18 protein-coding genes and 1 tRNA gene are annotated in these 16,653 nt (G+C 71.3%); 9 read left to right on the top strand and 10 right to left on the bottom strand.

Annotation, left to right across the window (positions count from 1 at the left end; all coding sequences use genetic code 11):
- The first annotated feature begins 27 nt into the window (after positions 1 to 27).
- Together BM028_RS08770 and BM028_RS08765 are read left to right on the top strand one after the other, a co-directional pair.
- The gene (locus tag BM028_RS08770) at positions 28 to 1,236 is read left to right on the top strand and encodes an MFS transporter (RefSeq protein WP_092386021.1); all 1,209 of its coding nucleotides are present in this window, start codon (positions 28 to 30) and stop codon (positions 1,234 to 1,236) included.
- Positions 1,237 to 1,296: 60 nt separating this feature from the next.
- Entirely contained in the window at positions 1,297 to 1,725 is a 429-nt protein-coding gene (locus tag BM028_RS08765) for a BLUF domain-containing protein (protein ID WP_092386019.1), read from the top strand.
- A gap of 33 nt (positions 1,726 to 1,758) precedes the next feature.
- On the opposite strand, the gene BM028_RS08760 is transcribed toward BM028_RS08765, so the two are convergent.
- The 3 genes from BM028_RS08760 to BM028_RS08750 all read right to left on the bottom strand — a co-directional run bounded on the left by BM028_RS08760 (position 1,759) and on the right by BM028_RS08750 (position 4,327).
- Entirely contained in the window at positions 1,759 to 2,076 is a 318-nt protein-coding gene (locus BM028_RS08760; RefSeq protein WP_092386017.1) for a hypothetical protein, read from the bottom strand.
- Between the two features lie 4 nt (positions 2,077 to 2,080).
- Entirely contained in the window at positions 2,081 to 2,692 is a 612-nt protein-coding gene (locus BM028_RS08755; protein WP_175496035.1) for a ScbR family autoregulator-binding transcription factor, read from the bottom strand.
- Between the two features lie 84 nt (positions 2,693 to 2,776).
- The gene (locus tag BM028_RS08750; RefSeq protein ID WP_092386013.1) at positions 2,777 to 4,327 is read right to left on the bottom strand and encodes an alpha-L-fucosidase; all 1,551 of its coding nucleotides are present in this window, start codon (positions 4,325 to 4,327) and stop codon (positions 2,777 to 2,779) included.
- Positions 4,328 to 4,447: 120 nt separating this feature from the next.
- Between BM028_RS08750 and BM028_RS08745 the strand changes: the two genes are divergently transcribed.
- The 3 genes from BM028_RS08745 to BM028_RS08735 are packed head-to-tail and all read left to right on the top strand — an operon-like array spanning position 4,448 to position 6,875.
- Positions 4,448 to 5,440, top strand: coding sequence for an aldo/keto reductase (locus tag BM028_RS08745; RefSeq protein WP_217647239.1), 993 nt, complete (start codon positions 4,448 to 4,450; stop codon positions 5,438 to 5,440).
- A complete protein-coding gene (locus BM028_RS08740; protein ID WP_092386011.1) occupies positions 5,437 to 6,447 on the top strand; it encodes a LacI family DNA-binding transcriptional regulator in 1,011 nt (336 codons plus the stop codon). The genes BM028_RS08745 and BM028_RS08740 overlap by 4 nt, the downstream gene beginning before the upstream one ends.
- Positions 6,444 to 6,875, top strand: coding sequence for an RbsD/FucU family protein (locus tag BM028_RS08735; RefSeq protein WP_254789498.1), 432 nt, complete (start codon positions 6,444 to 6,446; stop codon positions 6,873 to 6,875). The genes BM028_RS08740 and BM028_RS08735 overlap by 4 nt, the downstream gene beginning before the upstream one ends.
- A gap of 319 nt (positions 6,876 to 7,194) precedes the next feature.
- Here BM028_RS08735 and BM028_RS08730 read toward each other — a convergent pair whose 3' ends face one another.
- Genes BM028_RS08730 through BM028_RS08720 form a run of 3 tightly spaced genes read right to left on the bottom strand, consistent with a single transcriptional unit; the run spans position 7,195 to position 10,539 of the window.
- The gene (locus BM028_RS08730) at positions 7,195 to 8,568 is read right to left on the bottom strand and encodes an ABC transporter substrate-binding protein (RefSeq protein WP_071296045.1); all 1,374 of its coding nucleotides are present in this window, start codon (positions 8,566 to 8,568) and stop codon (positions 7,195 to 7,197) included.
- Between the two features lie 10 nt (positions 8,569 to 8,578).
- Positions 8,579 to 9,535, bottom strand: coding sequence for a carbohydrate ABC transporter permease (locus BM028_RS08725; protein ID WP_083295227.1), 957 nt, complete (start codon positions 9,533 to 9,535; stop codon positions 8,579 to 8,581).
- A gap of 29 nt (positions 9,536 to 9,564) precedes the next feature.
- Complete coding sequence (locus tag BM028_RS08720; RefSeq protein ID WP_092386007.1) at positions 9,565 to 10,539, bottom strand: carbohydrate ABC transporter permease; 975 nt, start codon at positions 10,537 to 10,539, stop codon at positions 9,565 to 9,567.
- A 198-nt stretch (positions 10,540 to 10,737) separates the two neighbouring features.
- Here BM028_RS08720 and BM028_RS08715 point away from each other — a divergent pair, with 198 nt between their 5' ends.
- Positions 10,738 to 11,970: a Gfo/Idh/MocA family protein gene (locus tag BM028_RS08715; protein WP_441294442.1), complete on the top strand. Its 1,233-nt coding sequence runs from the start codon at positions 10,738 to 10,740 to the stop codon at positions 11,968 to 11,970.
- Positions 11,971 to 12,044: 74 nt separating this feature from the next.
- Positions 12,045 to 13,058: a LacI family DNA-binding transcriptional regulator gene (locus BM028_RS08710; protein ID WP_229087208.1), complete on the top strand. Its 1,014-nt coding sequence runs from the start codon at positions 12,045 to 12,047 to the stop codon at positions 13,056 to 13,058.
- Between the two features lie 90 nt (positions 13,059 to 13,148).
- On the opposite strand, the gene BM028_RS08705 is transcribed toward BM028_RS08710, so the two are convergent.
- The gene (locus BM028_RS08705) at positions 13,149 to 13,598 is read right to left on the bottom strand and encodes a winged helix-turn-helix transcriptional regulator (protein ID WP_092386005.1); all 450 of its coding nucleotides are present in this window, start codon (positions 13,596 to 13,598) and stop codon (positions 13,149 to 13,151) included.
- Positions 13,599 to 13,682: 84 nt separating this feature from the next.
- Between BM028_RS08705 and BM028_RS08700 the strand changes: the two genes are divergently transcribed.
- Positions 13,683 to 14,378 (top strand): SDR family oxidoreductase, encoded by a 696-nt coding sequence (locus BM028_RS08700; RefSeq protein ID WP_092386003.1) that lies wholly within the window; start codon positions 13,683 to 13,685, stop codon positions 14,376 to 14,378.
- Positions 14,379 to 14,660: 282 nt separating this feature from the next.
- Here the strand turns inward: BM028_RS08700 and BM028_RS08695 are convergent, their stop codons facing one another.
- Positions 14,661 to 15,221 carry a GrpB family protein gene (locus BM028_RS08695; RefSeq protein ID WP_092386001.1) on the bottom strand — a complete coding sequence of 187 codons (561 nt, stop codon included), beginning with the start codon at positions 15,219 to 15,221 and terminating at the stop codon, positions 14,661 to 14,663.
- A gap of 84 nt (positions 15,222 to 15,305) precedes the next feature.
- On the opposite strand from BM028_RS08695, the gene mtnN reads away from it, so the two are divergent.
- Complete coding sequence (gene mtnN / locus BM028_RS08690; RefSeq protein WP_092385999.1) at positions 15,306 to 16,016, top strand: 5'-methylthioadenosine/S-adenosylhomocysteine nucleosidase; 711 nt, start codon at positions 15,306 to 15,308, stop codon at positions 16,014 to 16,016.
- Between the two features lie 9 nt (positions 16,017 to 16,025).
- Here the strand turns inward: mtnN and BM028_RS08685 are convergent, their stop codons facing one another.
- Positions 16,026 to 16,553: a GNAT family N-acetyltransferase gene (locus tag BM028_RS08685; RefSeq protein WP_092385997.1), complete on the bottom strand. Its 528-nt coding sequence runs from the start codon at positions 16,551 to 16,553 to the stop codon at positions 16,026 to 16,028.
- Positions 16,553 to 16,640, bottom strand: a tRNA-Ser gene (locus BM028_RS08680). The genes BM028_RS08685 and BM028_RS08680 overlap by 1 nt, the downstream gene beginning before the upstream one ends.
- Positions 16,641 to 16,653 lie beyond the last annotated feature (13 nt).

Below are 16,653 nucleotides of genomic sequence, written 5' to 3'. Positions count from 1 at the left end.
ACCACGGTGGGACGTTCTGATGGACCCATGATCGAGCGCCACCGCGCGGCACTCTTCGCCACGTCGACGATGACCGGGTTCGGGATCGCCTCGTGGATCACGCGCACGCCCGCGATCCGCGACGCGCTCGGGGCCTCGATCGAGGCGATGGGCATCGTCATCCTCGGGCTCTCGATCGGCTCGATGATCGGGATCCTCGGCGCCGGTGTGCTCGTCCGGCGCCTCGGGACCCGGCCGCTCATCGTCCTCGGCGGGGTCCTGCCCGTCGTCGGCATGCTCCTCGTCGCCCTGTCCGCCCCCGCGCAGCTCGCCGCCGGGGTGTGGGGCGGGCTGTTCCTCATCGGCTTCGGGTCCGGCGTCGCCGAGATCGGCCTGAACGTCGAGGCGGCCGCGGTCGAACGGCGGATCGGTCGGCCGGTCGTCCCGCTGCTCCACGCCTGCTTCAGTCTCGGCACGGTCCTCGGCGGGGTGGCGGGCATCGCGGTGACCGCTGCCCGGACGCCGGTCCTCGCGCACCTGCTCGGCGCCACCGTCGTCATGGCCGCACTCGCCGCGTTCGCCGCCGTGAACCTCCGTCCGGTCCCCCGCGTTGCGCCCGAGGCGTCGTCCGCGGCCGCACCGGCTCCGCAGCTCCGGGCCGTGCTCACGGTGCAGGTGCTGCTCATCGCCGTGATCACCCTGGCGATGGCGTTCGCCGAGGGTGCCGCGAGCGACTGGCTCCCGCTGCTCATGACGACCGACCACGGCGCCCCCGAGGCCGTCGGGTCCCTCGTCTTCACCGGCTTCGCCCTCGCGATGTTCGTCGGGCGGACGGCCGGCACGCCCCTCGTCGCCCGGTTCGGTCGCGCCCCGGTCGTCCGGGTGTGCGCGGCGGTCGGCACCGTCGGCGTGCTGCTCGTCGTGGTGTCGCCGAGCCCCGTGCTGACCGCGGCCGCCGCCGGCGTGTGGGGTCTCGGCATCGCCCTCGGCTTCCCGCTCGCGATCTCGGCCGCCGGCGACCACCCGACCGATGGCGACCGACGGGTGTCCGTCGTCGCGACCGCGGGCTACATCGCGTTCCTGGCCGGTCCTCCGGCACTCGGGTTCCTCGGCGAGCACCTCGGCCTGCAGGCGGCGATGCTCGTCCCCGCCGCACTCCTCGTCGTGGCGCTGCTCGCCGCCCCGGCGACCCGGAACCGCACCACGCTCGACGTGCGGGAGCCGCCGGTCGGCGCACCGGCTCCGACCGCGGACTGACGGGACTACGTCTAGCGGACACCATTTCGTGTCGACGGCGGCCCGCGCCAAGATGGAGCCGTGCTCGTCTCCATCGTCTACATGAGCCGGGCGGCCACCCCCTTCGACGACGCCGCCCTGACCGAACTCCTGCGTGGGTCGCGGCTCCGGAACGAGGCGCTGGGGGTCTCCGGCATCCTGTTGGCGAAGGACGGCCGCTTCATGCAGCTGCTCGAGGGCCCGGCGTGGAGCGTGGACGACCGGTTCGCCGCGATCGCGCGCGACCCCCGCCACGGCGAGGTGAAGTCGCTCGTGCGCGAGGACATCGAACGCCGTCGGTTCGACGGCTGGTCGATGGCCTACCGGTCGCTCGACGACTCCGAGATCGCCGCCGAGGAGGGCTTCAGCCCGTTCCTCACCGACGGCGTCGACTTCCCGCGATCCTTCGACCGCACGAGCGCGGCCTGGCTGCTGAAGTGGTTCCGCGACCGCGAGCTCCACGACCGCTGACCCGCAGCAGCCCGGCCCCCGTGCCGTCCCGCGTCAGTGCGCTCGTCGGCGCCGGACACGGGTGACCGCGGCCGCACTGCCCGCAGCGGCGAGCACGACCAGCCCGAGCGCACCGACGCCCAGGCCGAACACCCCGAGGATCCCGGCGCCGATGTTCGCGCCGCCACCGTCGTCGACCGTGACGAACAGGGACCAGAGCGTCACCGCGACGGCGACGAACCCGACCGCGAGCAGCACGGTCGCGACGACGTGCAGCGCGACGACGCTCGCGGACCACCCCACCCGCTCGACCCCGGACGTCGCGAGCGCCGGGTCGCCGTGAGGAGAAGTGTCGTGCTCGCTGGTGTCCACGGCGTCAGTCTGCCGTGCCGAACGCGTCCGCCACGACCCCCAGCAAGCGGGGCCGGTGCCGAGGGTCCGCGACGGCGGTGAGCACCATCCGCCACATCGTCGCGACCGCGGGGAAGAGGTCCTGCCGGCCGGTCCGCACCGCCGAGACGAGCTGGACCCCGGTGAACATCGGGACGACGGTCGCGCCGAGCTGCTCGGGGGTGAGGTCCGTCCGGAGTTCGCCGCTCGCGATCGCGAGGCGGAACAGGTCGCTGATCCCACCGATCCACTGGTCGTAGAAGGCGGCGGTCGCGGCACCGAACTCGCCGCGTTCGAGCGAGAGCCGGATGCCGGCGCTCACGACGGGGTCGGTCAGCAGCATGCCGGCGATGCCCCGGGAGGCCCGGACGAGCGCCTCGGCGGGCGACGCGTCGTGGTGGCTCACGACGTCGAACGTCCGCACGTTCTGCTCGTCGATGACCCCGAGCGCGAGGGACAGCTTGGTGGGGAAGTGGAAGTGCAGAGCGCCCTGCGAGACGCCCGCCTCGCGGGCGACGGCCGCGATCGTCGTGGCGGCGAAGCCGACACGCTCGAACTGACGGGCGGCGGCCTCCAGGATCAGTGCGCGTCGTTCCACGCTTCCAGTGTCACGGACTGGAGGCGCGGTGCGGGCCCGCACCGCGCCTCCAGTCCGAGGGGGGGTCACCGTCGGACCGCTCGCTCACCCGTGCAGCGAGTCGGTTCGTTCCTGCCGCTCCTCCGGACGTAGCCAGACCTTCACGACCGGGCCGGAATCGGGATCGGTGCCGGTCGGCACCACCACCTCGAGCGCCGTGGCGGTCTGCGTCCACTGCGGCTCGCCGTCGGCGCCGAGCACCTCGACGCTGCGGATCGGCCGTCCGAGCAGGTTCGTCCCGCTGCCGAACGAGCGGATGCGCGCGACACCGTCCGCCGGGTCGGCGAGCAGGACCGCGTAGACGTACTCGCCGGTGACGTCGTGGCGGGTGGTGAACCGGACGTCCTCGGACGTGTAGGCCGGAGCGGCGCCGTCGACGAACGACCCCGCCTGCACGTGGGTCGGACCCTCGCCGAAGACGCGCCAGGGACGGGTGCCGTAGATCGCCTCGCCGTTGGCGGTCAACCACCGGCCGATGCCCTCCAGCAGCCGCTGCTCGGGCTCGGCGATCGTGCCGTCCGGCTTCGGGCCGACGTTGAGCAGGAGGACGCCGTTCTTCGCGACGACGTCGACGAGCTCGGCGACGAGGTCGCGCGCGGTCTTGTAGTCGTGCCCCTCGATCCAGCACCAGGCGGACTTGGACACCGAGGTGTCGTTCTGCCAGACGACCGGCGGGATGTCCCCCATCGCACCGCGCTCGATGTCGTAGACCGCGGAGCCGTCCGCGAACGCCTGCCACTTGTAGTTGATGACGACCTCGCGCCCCCACTCGGCGGCACGGTTGTAGTAGTACGCGGCGAGGGTGCGCAGCCACGGCTCGAACGCTGGCTGCTCGATCCACCAGTCGAACCAGAGCACCTGCGGCCGGTACTTGTCGATGACCTCGACGGTCCGGAGCAGCCAGTCCTCGAGGTGTCGCTCGTTCGGCGCGGTCTCCTCGCGCTGGGCCGGGCCGTAGAAGTCGATGAACCGCGGGTCGAGCACGTCCGAGTCGAACCGGGCGCCCCCGTTCATGAAGAACCAGTGCTCGGCCCGGTGCGAGGAAGCGCCGCGGACCATGAACGCGTCGTCGACCGCCTGGAGCAGGTCGCCGAACACGTCGCGCTCGGGCCCCATCCGCGCCGCGCTCCACCGGGAGCGGTCGGTGTCGTACATCGCGAAGCCGTCGTGGTGCTCGGCGACGGGGACGACGAACTGCGCCCCCGCGCGACGGAACAGGGTCGCCCAGTCCTGCGGGTCGAAGTGCTCCATCGTGAACGACGGGATGAAGTCCTTGTAGCCGAACTCCGACTGCGGTCCGTAGGTGGCCACGTGGTGCTCGAACTCGGGGGTGCCCGCGCGGTACATGTCCCGCGAGTACCACTCGTTCCGGAAGGCCGGCACCGAGTAGACGCCCCAGTGCAGGAAGACCCCGAACTTGGCGTCCTCGTACCAGCGCGGCGGCGTGTACCCGCGGAGCGACTCCCAGGTCGCCTCGTACGGGCCGGCAGCGACGACCGCGGCGACGGCGGCGAGCGCCACCGAGGTGTCGCTGACGTCGACCGGCTCCGGCAGCGCCGCCGGGTCGATCCGTGGCAGGTCGTGGGGTTCGGGCATGACTCCTCCTCGAGTCGAGCGAAACGTTTCGTCCTGGAGACGGTTCTACGGTAGCGTGCATTGCACCCGCATGGGTGAAACGTTGAGTGATGCGCGACGACGCGCAGGAAGCAGGCCACCGTGGACGTCCCGACGAGCCGACCCCTGCGGACCGGCGCACGCATCCCGACGATCGGGCTCGGCACGTTCGGCTCCGACCGGTACGGCCCGGACGAGGTGGCGGCGGCGGTCCGCGGCGGCCTCGACGCCGGCTACCGGTTGGTCGACTGCGCCTCGGTCTACGGCAACGAGCCCGAGGTCGGCGCAGCGATCGCGGCGAGCGGTGTCCCGCGCGAGGACCTCTTCGTGATGTCGAAGGTCTGGAACGACGCGCACGACCCGGCCGATGCGGTCGCGTCGGTCGAGCGATCGCTCCGGGACCTGCGGGTCGACCACCTCGACGCGGTGTTCGTGCACTGGCCGTTCCCGAACCACCACGCGCCGCACGCCTCGGTCGAGGACCGCGACCGGTCGGCCCGCCCCTACGACCACGCCGCGTACCTCGCGCTCTGGCGGTCGCTCGAGGGGCTCGTCGACGCTGGACTGGTCCGGCACCTCGGCACGTCGAACACGACGGTCCCGAAGCTGCGGCTGCTGCTCCGCGACGCCCGGGTCCTCCCGGCGCTCAACGAGATGGAGCTGCACCCGACGTTCCAGCAACCGGAGCTGTTCGACTTCTGCCGCGCGAACGACATCCAGCCCGTGGGCTACTCGCCGCTCGGGTCACCGTCCCGCCCGGAGCGCGACCGCGAGGACGACGACCCCGTGGACGTCGACCACCCCGTCGTCCGGCGGATCGCCGAGGCGCACGGCGTGCACCCCGCCGTGGTCTGCCTCAAGTGGGCGGTCGCACGGGGGCAGGTCCCGATCCCGTTCTCGGTGAAGCCCGAGCAGTACCGCGCCAACCTCGACGGCGCGCTGACGGACCCGCTCACCGACGAGGAACTCCGGGCGATGCAGGACGTCGACCGCGGCGTCCGGCTCATCAAGGGGCAGGTGTTCCTGTGGTCGGGCGCCGCAAGCTGGCACGACCTGTGGGACGAGGACGGCACGATCCCCGGGGGCGTCGGGTGACGGCGACCTACAAGGACCTGCAGCGGGCGACGGGGCTCTCGCTCGCGACGATCTCGAAGTTCTACAACGGCGGCACCGTCCGTGACGAGAACGCACAGGCGATCGAACGGGCCGCGGCGACGCTCGGGTTCCGTCCCAACGGGTTCGCCCGGAGCCTGCGCTCCCGGCGGTCCGGCACGATCGGCGTCCTGCTGCCCGCGCTCGACAACGACTTCCACCTCACCGTGATCGCCGGGGTCGAGAGCGCACTCCGGGCGCACGGGACGAGCGTCATCGTCTCGTCGAGCCCGGACGCCGCCGCGGGCGCGGTCGACCTGCTCCTCAGCCGGATGGTGGACGGCATCATCGCGGTGCCGTCGGACCACGACGTCGAGGCCCTGGCGCGTGCGGCCGAGCGGGTGCCGGTCGTGCAGATCGACTGGCGTGCGGACGCCCTCGCCACCGACGGCGTCTTCCTCGACAACCGCGGCGCCGGCGCCCTCGCCGCCCGCCACCTGCTCGACCACGGACACCGCCGGGTCGGGGTCGTCGCGGGTGACCCCGCGGTCTCCACCATGCGGGAGCGCACCGCGGGCTTCCGTGCGGTGGTCGAACGGGAGGGCGGTGTCCTCGGACCGGACTCGGTCGTCGAGGGGCCGCTCACCGTGCAGCACGGGCAGGCGGCGATGCAACGACTCCTCGTGCAGCCGGACCGACCGACCGCGGTCTTCTGCGCGAACTACGAACTCACCCTCGGGGCCGTCATCGCGCTGAACGAGTCCGGGCTGACCCTCGGCCGGGAGCTCTCCGTGCTCGGGTTCGACGGCCTCGAACTCGCCCAGGCCACCGTCCCGAAGCTCACCGTCATCGTGCAGCCCACGCACGAGCTCGCCGTCCGCGCCGCCGACCTGATCCACGCGCGCCTGACGGACCCCGACGCCGACGCGGCTCCCGTCGACGTCGTCGTCGCACCCCGTCTGGTCGCCGGTGGATCGGTCGCCCGACTCGTCACCACCACGGAGGCATGATGCTGCGCTACACCCTCACCCACCAGCCGACGCTGAGCGCGCTCGCGTCGCTCGGGCACGGCTCCAAGGTGCTGGTCGCCGACGGGAACTACCCGTTCGCGACGGCGATGCGTCCCGGCGCCGCGCTCGTGCACCTCAACTTCCGCCCCGGACTGCTCGACGTCGACGAGGTCCTGACGACCCTGCTCGACGCAGTCCCGGTCGAGGCGGCGACGGTCATGGAGGCTCCGGCGGACACCGTCGTCGCGGCGCACGAGGGCTACCGGCGCATCCTCGGGCCGGACGTGCCGCTCGGTGCGCTCGACCGGTTCACGTTCTACGACGCGGTCCGGGCGCCCGAGACCGGGTTGGTCATCGCGACCGGCGACCAGCGGTCGCACGCGAACCTGCTGCTCGAGATCGGGTTCCAGCGCGCGTCGGAGCGGTAGGGCGCACGGGCGCGGGCGGCGGGGCGCGCGGGCGGGCGGGCGGGCGCGGTCGGGCGCGGGCGTGAGTGCGCGCGCTGACGACGACTGCGCGCGTTCCACCACGCGCAGTCGTCGTCAGGGTGCGCACGTCCGCGCGTCGGCGTGCGCGTCCCCACGTGCGGACCGGAGGCGCGGTGCGGGCCCGACCCGCGCGTCGGCGTCCCCACGGGCGGACTGGAGGCGCGGTGCGGGCCCGACCCGCGCCTCCAGTCCCCAACGGTCGGACCGGAGGCGCGGTGCGGGCCCGACCCGCGCCTCCAGTCGGTCGACCGACGGCGGCTCAGGTGAGGGCGAGGAGGTTGTTGACCTGCTCGTTCACGCCCGTCAGCGTGCTGATCGGCTTGCCGTTCGCGTAGATGTCGTCGAACGCCGGTTGCACGAGTGCCTGCACGTCGGCGGGGTTCCGGGTCACGGGGAACAGGAACGTCGTGCCGTCCTCGACCTGCTCGGTGAAGGCCGTCACGTCGAGGCCCCGCTTCGCGTACGCCGCCACCGCTGCGTCGGTCCCCGATCGGCGTGCCGGGAAGACGATGCCCGCCCGGCCGACGATCTCCTGGGCGGCAGCGCTGCCGAGGAACGCGACCCACTTCGCCGCTGCCTCCGGGTTCCGCGCCTGCTTCGTGATCGAGTCGCCGAGACCGTTGAACATCGACGCGCGGTGCCCGATCGGCCCGGTCGGCGTCGGCGCGATCCCGACGTCGATGCCCGGGAGGTTCGCGTACGTCCCGATCATCCACGAGCCGTTGAACGAGAGCGCGACCTTCTTCGAGCCGAGCTGGACGTCCGGTCCGGTCGTCGTGGAGAAGACCCCGTACTTCGGCATGTAGCCCTTCTCGGCGAGCCCGAAGTACCACGAGATCGTCTTCTGGAACCCGGCGTCGTCGTAGCGGAACCGGTTCCCCCAGGGGTTCTTGTTCGTGTAGAACCAGTCGATCGACCCGGTGAACGGCGACCACTGGGTCTGCCCGAACCCGTCGCCCCCGCTGCCGTTGGCGCTCATCCCGTAGACGGCGACGTCCGTCTTGTCGAAACCCGGCTCGTCACCGCGGCGCCCCTTGCCGTCGATCGTGAGGTGCGCGACGGCGCGCTCGAAGGTGCCGCCGTCATCGGGGTTCCAGGACAGGGCGGCCAGGTCGTCGGCGGTGTACCCGGCCTTCGCGATGACCTTCTGGTCGTAGAACATCGCGACCGTGTCCCAGTCCTTCGGCGAGCCGTACCGGTGGCCGTCCCGCCCCTTCCAGAGCTGGGCGAGCCCGGACTGGTAGTCGTCGTCACGGATCCCCGACGTCGCCTCGAGCTCGTCGAGCTTGTACAGCACGTCGAGGTCGGCGAACTGCGGGAACTTCGACAGGTGGTCCGTGAACACGTCCGGCGCGGTGCCGGCGATGAACCCGGCGGTGAGCTTCGTCCAGTAGTCGGCCCACCCGAGCTGGGTGATCCTGATCGTGATGCCGGGGTTCTCGCGTTCGAAGGCCTTGGCGACGGCCTGGTACGCCGGCAGCTGGTTCGAGTCCCAGAGCCAGTAGGACACCGTGCCGGTCGCACCGCTCCGCGGGTTCGGGGTGCCCGTGGTGGAGCAGGCGGCGAGCGCACCGAGCGCCAGGGCGGACGCTCCGCCGGCGAAGAGAGCGCGGCGGGTGATGGAGTTCGTCATGTGCGGATCCCTACTTGATGCCGGAGAAGCCGATGGAGTTGACGATCCGCTTGGCGAAGACGCCGAAGAGCACGATCATCGGGAGCGCCGCCACGAGCGTCGCGGCCATGAGCCCGGCCCAGTCGGTGCCGGACTGCGGCGACTGCGACTTGAAGACCCCGAGCGCCACCGTGAGCACGCGGGAGCTGTCGGTGTACGAGACCATCAGCGGCCAGAAGTAGTCGTTCCACGCCGTGATGTACGTCAGGACGGCGAGCGTCGCGATCGGTGCGGAGGCCATCGGGAGGATGAGCCGGAAGAAGACCCGGACCTTGCCGGCGCCGTCGATGAGTGCCGCCTCCTCGACCTCGCGGGAGATCCCGAGGAAGAACTGCCGGAGGAAGAACACCGCGAACGGCGTCATGAGCATCGACGGCAGGGCGATCCCGAACAGGGTGTCGACCAGGCCGAGCGACTTGATCAGCGTGAAGTTCGGCAGGAGCGTGAAGATCGTCGGCACCATCAGCCCGGCGAGGAAGACCGCGAAGACGCGGTCGCGCCCGGGCCACCGCAACCGCGCGAACGCGTAGGCCGCCCCGGCCGAGAAGAACACCTGGCCGACGGTGATCATCGTCGCGGTGAGCACCGAGTTCAGCAGGTACTGCCAGAAGTTGATGGCAGCGCCGGACCCGCCCTGGGCGAGCGCCTCCTTCGTGGACTGCAGGCCGAACACGCGCTCGAAGCCACCGAGGCTGAAGCCCGTGGGGAGGAGCGAGGTGGGGTCGGCCGAGATCGCGCCGTTCGAGGACAGGGCGGTGCGGAGGATCCAGTAGAACGGGAACAGGGTCACGACGATGACGGCGATCATCGCGATCCAGGCGATGACCCGTCCGACGGAGGGCTTCCGACGAGGCGGTCGGGGGCCGCCGCGGGTGGTGATCGCGCGGGTGGTCTGCGGTTCGACCACCGGGGGCAGGGTGCTGGTCATCTTCGACTCGCTTCCGTGTTCTCTGGCCGTCAGTCCAGGTCGCTCTCGCCGGAACGCGAGAGTCGGTACTGGATGATCGTGATGATGCTGAGGACGATGAGGAGGGCCACCGAGACGGCGGACGCGTAGCCGAACTGGAACCGGCCGAACGCCAGGTTGTAGATGTAGTTCTGCACGACGTTCGTGGCGTTCGCGGGTCCGCCCTGGGTGGCGATGGCGACGGTGTCGAACACCTGGAACGACCCGATGATCGTGATGATGAGCACGAGCGAGAGGATCGGTCGGAGCAGCGGCACGGTGATGCGCCAGAACATCTTCCACTCGCTGGCGCCGTCGATGCGGCCGGCTTCGTACACCTGCTCCGGCAGCGCCTGCAGGCCCGCGAAGATGAGCAGTGCCGTGTAGCCGACGTTCCGCCAGACGTTGATGAACGCGATGGTCGGGATGCCCCAGAAGTCGCTCTGCAGGAACGGGATGCGGCCCACACCGATCGCCGACAGGATCTCGTTGCCGATGCCGAGCTGCGTGTCGAGGATCCACAGCCAGATGAGCGCCGCGACGACGTTCGACACGAGGTACGGCGCGAGGACGATGCCCCGGACGAAGGTCGACTTGGTGAGGCGGTGCATCATCACGGCGATGAACAGCGCGAGGATCGTCTGGAACCCGATGTTGAGCAGGACGTACTCGACCGTCACCGCCATCGAGTGCCAGAAGATCGAGTCCTGCACCAGGCGCTCGTAGTTCTGCAGGCCGGTGAACACCGGCGGTGTGAGCAGGTTGAACGACGTGAAGCTGAGGTAGATGCCCCGGACGGTGGGCCACGCGAGGAACACGGCGAAGCCGACCAATGCCGGGGCGATGAAGATCAGCGCCAGCCAGAGGTCGTTCCTGGGCCGGCGTCGCGGGGAGGTGGTGCCGGCACGGGCGAGGTCGGTCGCCCGACTCCTCCGTCTCGTGCTGGCCGTCGTCAAGGGTGACGACACAGGGCTCTCGGTGGCCATCGCGACTCCTTCGTCTGCGGTGGACTGACGGCAGCAGTCCGTGAGCCGGGAATCTACACGTGGGGACAGCGGGTGGCAAGAGGCTTTTTCTTGGTTTGAATCAGGGGTTGTCACGTGTAGACATCGGTGTCAGGATGTCCCTCGATCGCATCGGAGCGACCTGCCCGGCGACGCATCCCCCACCTGGAAAGGTCACTGATGATCTCTGTCGGAATGGTCGGCGCGGGCCAGTTCGCCCCCCAGTTCGCCAAGCTGTTCAAGCTGCACCCGGACGTCGACCGCGTCTTCGTCACCGACCTCGTCGACGACCGGGCATCCGAGCTCGTCGAGTCGCAGCACCTCGACGGCACGTTCCCGGACTTCGAGGCCGTGCTCGCCTCGGACGTCGACGCCGTCGCGATCTTCACGCAGCGCTGGACGCACGGGCCGCTCGTCGTCAAGGCCCTCCGCGCGGGCAAGCACGTCTACTCGGCCGTGCCGATGGCGATCTCCGTCGAGGAGATCCAGGCCATCATCGAGGCCGTCCGCGAGACCGGGCTCACCTACATGATGGGCGAGACGAGCTACTACAACCCCGCGACGGTGTTCGCCCGCTCGAAGGTCGCCGAGGGTGCCTTCGGCCGCGTCTTCTACGCCGAGGGCGACTACGTGCACGACATGGACCTCGGCTTCTACGCCGCGTACCAGTTCAGCGGCGGCGAGGACTGGAAGCGCACCGCCAGCTACCCGCCCATGCTCTACCCGACGCACTCGGTCGGCGGGGTCCTCGGTGCGATCCCGGGGCACGCGGTCAGCGTCAGCTGCATCGGCGTCAAGGACGACCGCGGCGACGGGGTCTTCAACAAGGACGTCAGCCAGTTCGACAACGACTTCTCGAACGCCACCGCCCTGTTCGAGCTCGACAACGGCGGGGTCATGCGGATCAACGAGATGCGCCGCGTCGGCTACCCGTCGCACATCCGCGAGTCCCGCTTCCGCTACTTCGGCACCGAGGCGAGCTTCGAGCAGCTCGCCAAGGTCAGCGTCTGGCAGGACAAGGAGGACTCGCACGACATCAGCGACCAGATCGACACCCAGGCGACGATGGAGCTCGACGACCCCCGACTCGCCGGGGTCGACCCCTCGCTCCGCGACGCGTTCGTCTCCGGCTACGCGGCCGCGCACGACACGTCGCGCCTGCCGGCCGAGTACGCCGGCGTGCCGACCGGGCACGAGGGCAGCCACCAGTTCCTCGCCGACGACTTCGTCCGCGCCGTCGTCGACCGGACCCTGCCGCCGGTGAACGCCTGGACCGCCGCCCGGTTCACGCTGCCCGGCATCATCGCCCACCAGTCCGCACTGCAGGGCGGCGTCCGCCTCGAGGTGCCGGACTTCGGCGACGCCCCGGAGACGGTCGAGGCGGTGGGCTCGTCTAGTATCGCCAGCGACTAGCAAGTGGTGTTCGGGTGTCGGTCCGCACGGGCCGGCACCCGAACGCGACTTCCGACCCGACGAAGGTGGCACCCGTGACCGTCCCGACGACCCCGAGGGCGGTCACCCGCGCCGACGTCGCCCGGTACGCCGGCGTGAGCACCTCCGTCGTGAGCTACGTCGTGCACGACGGACCCCGTCCGGTCGCAGCGGCCACCGCGGCACGTGTCCGCGAGGCGATCCGCGTCCTCGGCTACCGCCCGAACGCGAGCGCCCAGGCCCTCCGCACCGGGTCCTCGAAGATGCTCGGACTCATCGTCCCCGAGCTCGACAACCCGTTCTGGTCCGAGCTCGGCGTCGCGGTCACACACGCCGCCGCCGCGCGCGGGTACGACGTCCTGCTCGCCAACAGCGACGGCGACGCCGCGCAGGAACGGGAGCGCCTCCGCAGCCTCTCCGCCCGGCAGGTCGACGGCATCATCGTCACGAGCATCATGACGCGGCCGGACCTGTCCACCGTGACGGACCCCGGCATCCCGATGGTCCTGCTCAACACCTTCTTCGAGGTCCCCGACTACGCGAGCATCGGCGTCGACGCCCTCCGTGGCGCGTACGACGGCACGCAGCACCTCGTCGAGCACGGGTACCGCTCGATCGGCCTGGTCATGGGGCACGCCGGCTCGATGGAGCTCCGCGAGCAGGGCTGGATGCGAGCACTCCGCGACGCCGGTCTGCCCGACGGCCCGATCGTCCGCTGCGACTTCACCCGACGGGGTGGCTACGAGGCCGGTCTCCGCATGTTCGGCGAGGGCTCCGGCCCCCGTGCGGTCTTCGTCAGCTCCGACATGCAGGCGGTCGGGCTGTTGCGCGCCCTCTTCGAGCTCGGACTGTCCGCGCCCGACGACGTCGCGATCGTCTCCTTCGACGGCGCAGTCGAGGCCGATTACACGAACCCGCAGCTCACCACGGTCCGGCAGCCGATCGAGACGATGGCGACCGCCGCCGTCGACCGGGTGCTCGGCCTCGACGCGGATAACCAGTGGCACCGGGACCTCGTCCCCGCCGAGTTGGTGCTCGGCGCCAGTTGCGGGTGCGGCGTGCGTCGCTGACGCACCCGCCTGTGGTCCGGGAGGCGCGGTGCGGGGCCGACCCGCGCCTCCCGTCCGACGCTGGTCACGCCAGCCCGCCTGCTCGCACCGTCAGCCCTCCATGACCGCCTCGAGCGCGTCGAGCGCGACGCGGCGGTGCCCGCTGCGCGTCACGGCGACCGCCTCGACCGACTCGCCGGTGGTGGCCTCGACGAAGCGGAGGTCGGACGTGCGCTCGGACGGCCGGTGCCGGTCCGCCCACCCGCCGAGAGCGAGCAGCACGAGCGAGAGGTCGCGGCCGGCCTCGGTGAGGACGTACTCGTCACGGACCCGTCCACCGTCCGGCTTGTAGGCGTGGCGTTCGAGCACGCCGCCCTCGACGAGGGAGCCGAGGCGCGCCGTGAGGACCTCTCGCGGGACCCCGAGGCTCTGCTGGAACTGGCTGAAGCGGGTCGACCCCGCGAGGGCGTCGCGGACGATCATGAGCGTCCACTTCTCGCCGAGGACGTCGAGGGACCGCGCGATGGGGCAGCGCTCGTCGCCGCCGAGGATGCCGAGCATGTGTTCATCCTACCTGGGTTCGGAATACAGACACACCGTGCTAGGTTCATTTTCCGTACTCAACATCTTCGACAGGAGCACACCATGACCACCCTCACCGACACGACCGTCCTCGTCACCGGAGCGAACGGCGGCCTCGGCGCCGCGTTCGTCCAGCAGGCCCTCGACCGCGGCGCCGCCAAGGTCTACGCCACGGCTCGAACCCCGCGCACCTGGGACGACGAGCGCATCGTGCCGCTCGCCCTCGACGTCACCGACCAGGCGAGCGTCGACGCCGCCGCCCGCGCAGCAGCCGATGCCACGGTCGTCGTGAACAACGCCGGCATCGGTGGCTCCGCGCCGCTCCTCGAGACCTCGGTCGACGAGGTCGAGCACGTCTTCGCCACGAACGTCTTCGGTGCGCTCCGTGTCGCCAAGGCCTTCGCGCCGTCGCTGGCCGGGGGCGCGCTCATCGACGTGCACTCGGTGCTCAGCTGGATCGCGCTGGCCGGGGGCTACTCCGCCTCGAAGGCCGCGTTCTGGTCGATCACGAACTCCCTGCGCCTCGAGCTCGCACCCCAGGGGACCCAGGTCCTCGGAGCGCACCTCGGTTACACGGACACCGGCATGACGGCCGACCTCGACGTCGAGAAGGCCGACCCGGCGGACATCGTGGCGGCGATCTACGACGCCCTCGAGGCCGGCGAGCACGAGGTCCTGGCCGACCAGGTCAGCCGCGACGTCCGCGCCGGACTGAGCGCCCCGCTCACCGCGCTCTACCCGGCGCTGGCGTCGGCCTGACGCCTCCGCTGTCGATGGCCTCGGCGGTGCTCGCGACCCGGCCCGCTGTTCCGCGCGACGGCGAGGCATCGGGACGCGCGGCGGCGAGGCGTCGGGGCACGCCGCGGCGCGCTGAGGCGTCGGGACGCGGCGGGACGACAGGTTCCGCGGGGCGCGTGACCGTTCCGGTTCGCGAATCCCGTGATCCGCGAACCGGAACGGTCACGACGGCGGGACGACACGCGCACGACCGCCGCGAGTCGGCCGATCGCAGCCGGTCGGGTCACACCCGCGCGTCGGGGGTCAGCCGTGGGCACCTCGGCCGGTGATGCCCGCGGTGGCATCGGCGATCGACGCGCGCTCGGAGTCGGTGAGACCCGCCGCGCGCAACACCCGGTCGAGCACCGCGGTCTTGCGCACGAGGTAGTCGTCGATGTCCAGCGCCTCGGCGGCAGCCCGACGCTTCACGGTGGCGTACTCCTCGCGGAGTGCGACGTCCGCGCGCAGGACCTCACGCACGCCGAGGTGGTTGCGGAGCGCGAGCGATCCCTCGACCACGACGTAGGTGTTGCTCGGGGCGAAGCGCTCGGGCGTGCGGAACGCCTGCCGCCCCGGGATGCCGAGGTCGCCGCGCGGCACGAAGCCGATCGCAGCGAGGGCCTCGACGGCCGCGGGCACGTCCGCCGCCCCGACGACCACGTCGACGTCGATGACGGGCTTCGCCGCGAGGCCGGGCACCGCCGTGCTCCCGACGTGCTCGATGCGGCGCGGGACGCCGGCGGCGAGGAGCGCCGCGCCGTACGCCGTCCGCAGCACCGCGAAGCGCCGCGGCCACTCCGCCCGGTACTCGACGACCTCGACCACACCGCCCCCTGGATCTCCTCGCGCACGGTGCACGGTACGCGTCCCGGTGTCCCGACGGTCGGCGGCCCGTGCGATCATCGATCAGTGCAACTCCCTCCCCCGATCGCGGTCGTCATCGCCGCCATGAGCGAAGAGGTGTCCGCGTTCGCCGGGCTCCTCGGCGGTGTCCCGATCCTCGACGGTCCGGTCGGCGGCCACGACGAACACCACCTGCTCGACGTCGGCGGCGCCACGGTCGCCGTGCGCCGCAGCGGCATCGGGTTCACGAACGCCACGGCAGCGGTCGCCCACGCCTTCCACGACTTCGGCTCCGGCATCCCGGTGATCAGCGTCGGCACGGCCGGTGGGCTGATGCACGGCGTCGAGATCGGCGACGTCGTCGTCGGGGACCGCTACGTCAACCTCAACGCCGACGCGACGGCGTTCGGGTACGCGCTCGGCCAGGTCCCGGGTATGCCCACCGGGTACGAGCCCGACGACCGGCTCGTGGAGCAGGCACTCGCCTCGGACGCCGGGTACCGCCTCCGCTCGGCCACGATCGGCTCGAGCGAGATCTTCGTCACCGAGGGTCGAGCGCGTCTGCTCAGGACGGCCTTCCCCGCGGTCGCGGCGGTCGACATGGAGTCGGCGGCGATCGCGCAGTTCGCGCACGTCCACGCCATGCCGTTCGTCTCCGTCCGGTGCATCAGCGACCTGTGTGCGCCGGACGGCGACGAGTTCAAGGAGCACCTCGACGATGCGGCCGCGCGTGCCGCCCGGGTGGTGCACGACGTGGTGACGGGGCTCGTCAGCTGAGCCGGGGACTCACCGGTCGGTCGGAGCGAGGAGCTGGAACATGACGTGGTCGCGCCACGCCCCGGCGATCCTGAGGTACTCGGGCGCCAAGCCGTAGCGCGTGAACCCCGCTGCCTGCAGTGCACGCTGCGAGCCCACGTTCTCGGGCAGGGTCTCCGCCTGGACGCGGTGGAGCCGCAGCACGTCGAACGCGTGGGCCGCAGCCGCCCGGACCGCTCGGGAGGCATGCCCCTGCCGGACCCGGTCGGCGCGGATCCAGTACCCCATCGCACACGACTGCAACGCGCCACGGGTGATGCCGCTCAGCGTGATCCGGCCGAGCAGTTCGCCGTCGACCGACTCGATCACGAACGGGACGGACGTGCCGGCACGCTCGGCCGCGAGGGCCTGGACGATGACGTCGTGCTGCCCCGCCTCGGTGAAGTAGGCGGGCGAACGGGTCGGTTCCCACGGCCGCAGGTGGTCGGCGCTCGCACTCACGACGGCCGCGAGCGTCGCAGCGTCGTCGACGCGGATCAGGCGCAGGCGTGTGTCCATGGCGGAGGGTGTGGGATTCGAACCCACGAGACATCTCTGCCCACCTGTTTTCAAGACAGGCTCCATCGGCCGCTCGGACAACCCTCCAGCGACGCGACCA

Origin of the sequence: Curtobacterium sp. YR515 (assembly GCF_900113095.1) — a bacterium.
GTDB lineage: Bacteria > Actinomycetota > Actinomycetes > Actinomycetales > Microbacteriaceae > Curtobacterium.
Note: the sequence above shows the minus strand (reverse complement) of the source record. Positions and strands in the feature narration are given on the sequence as shown.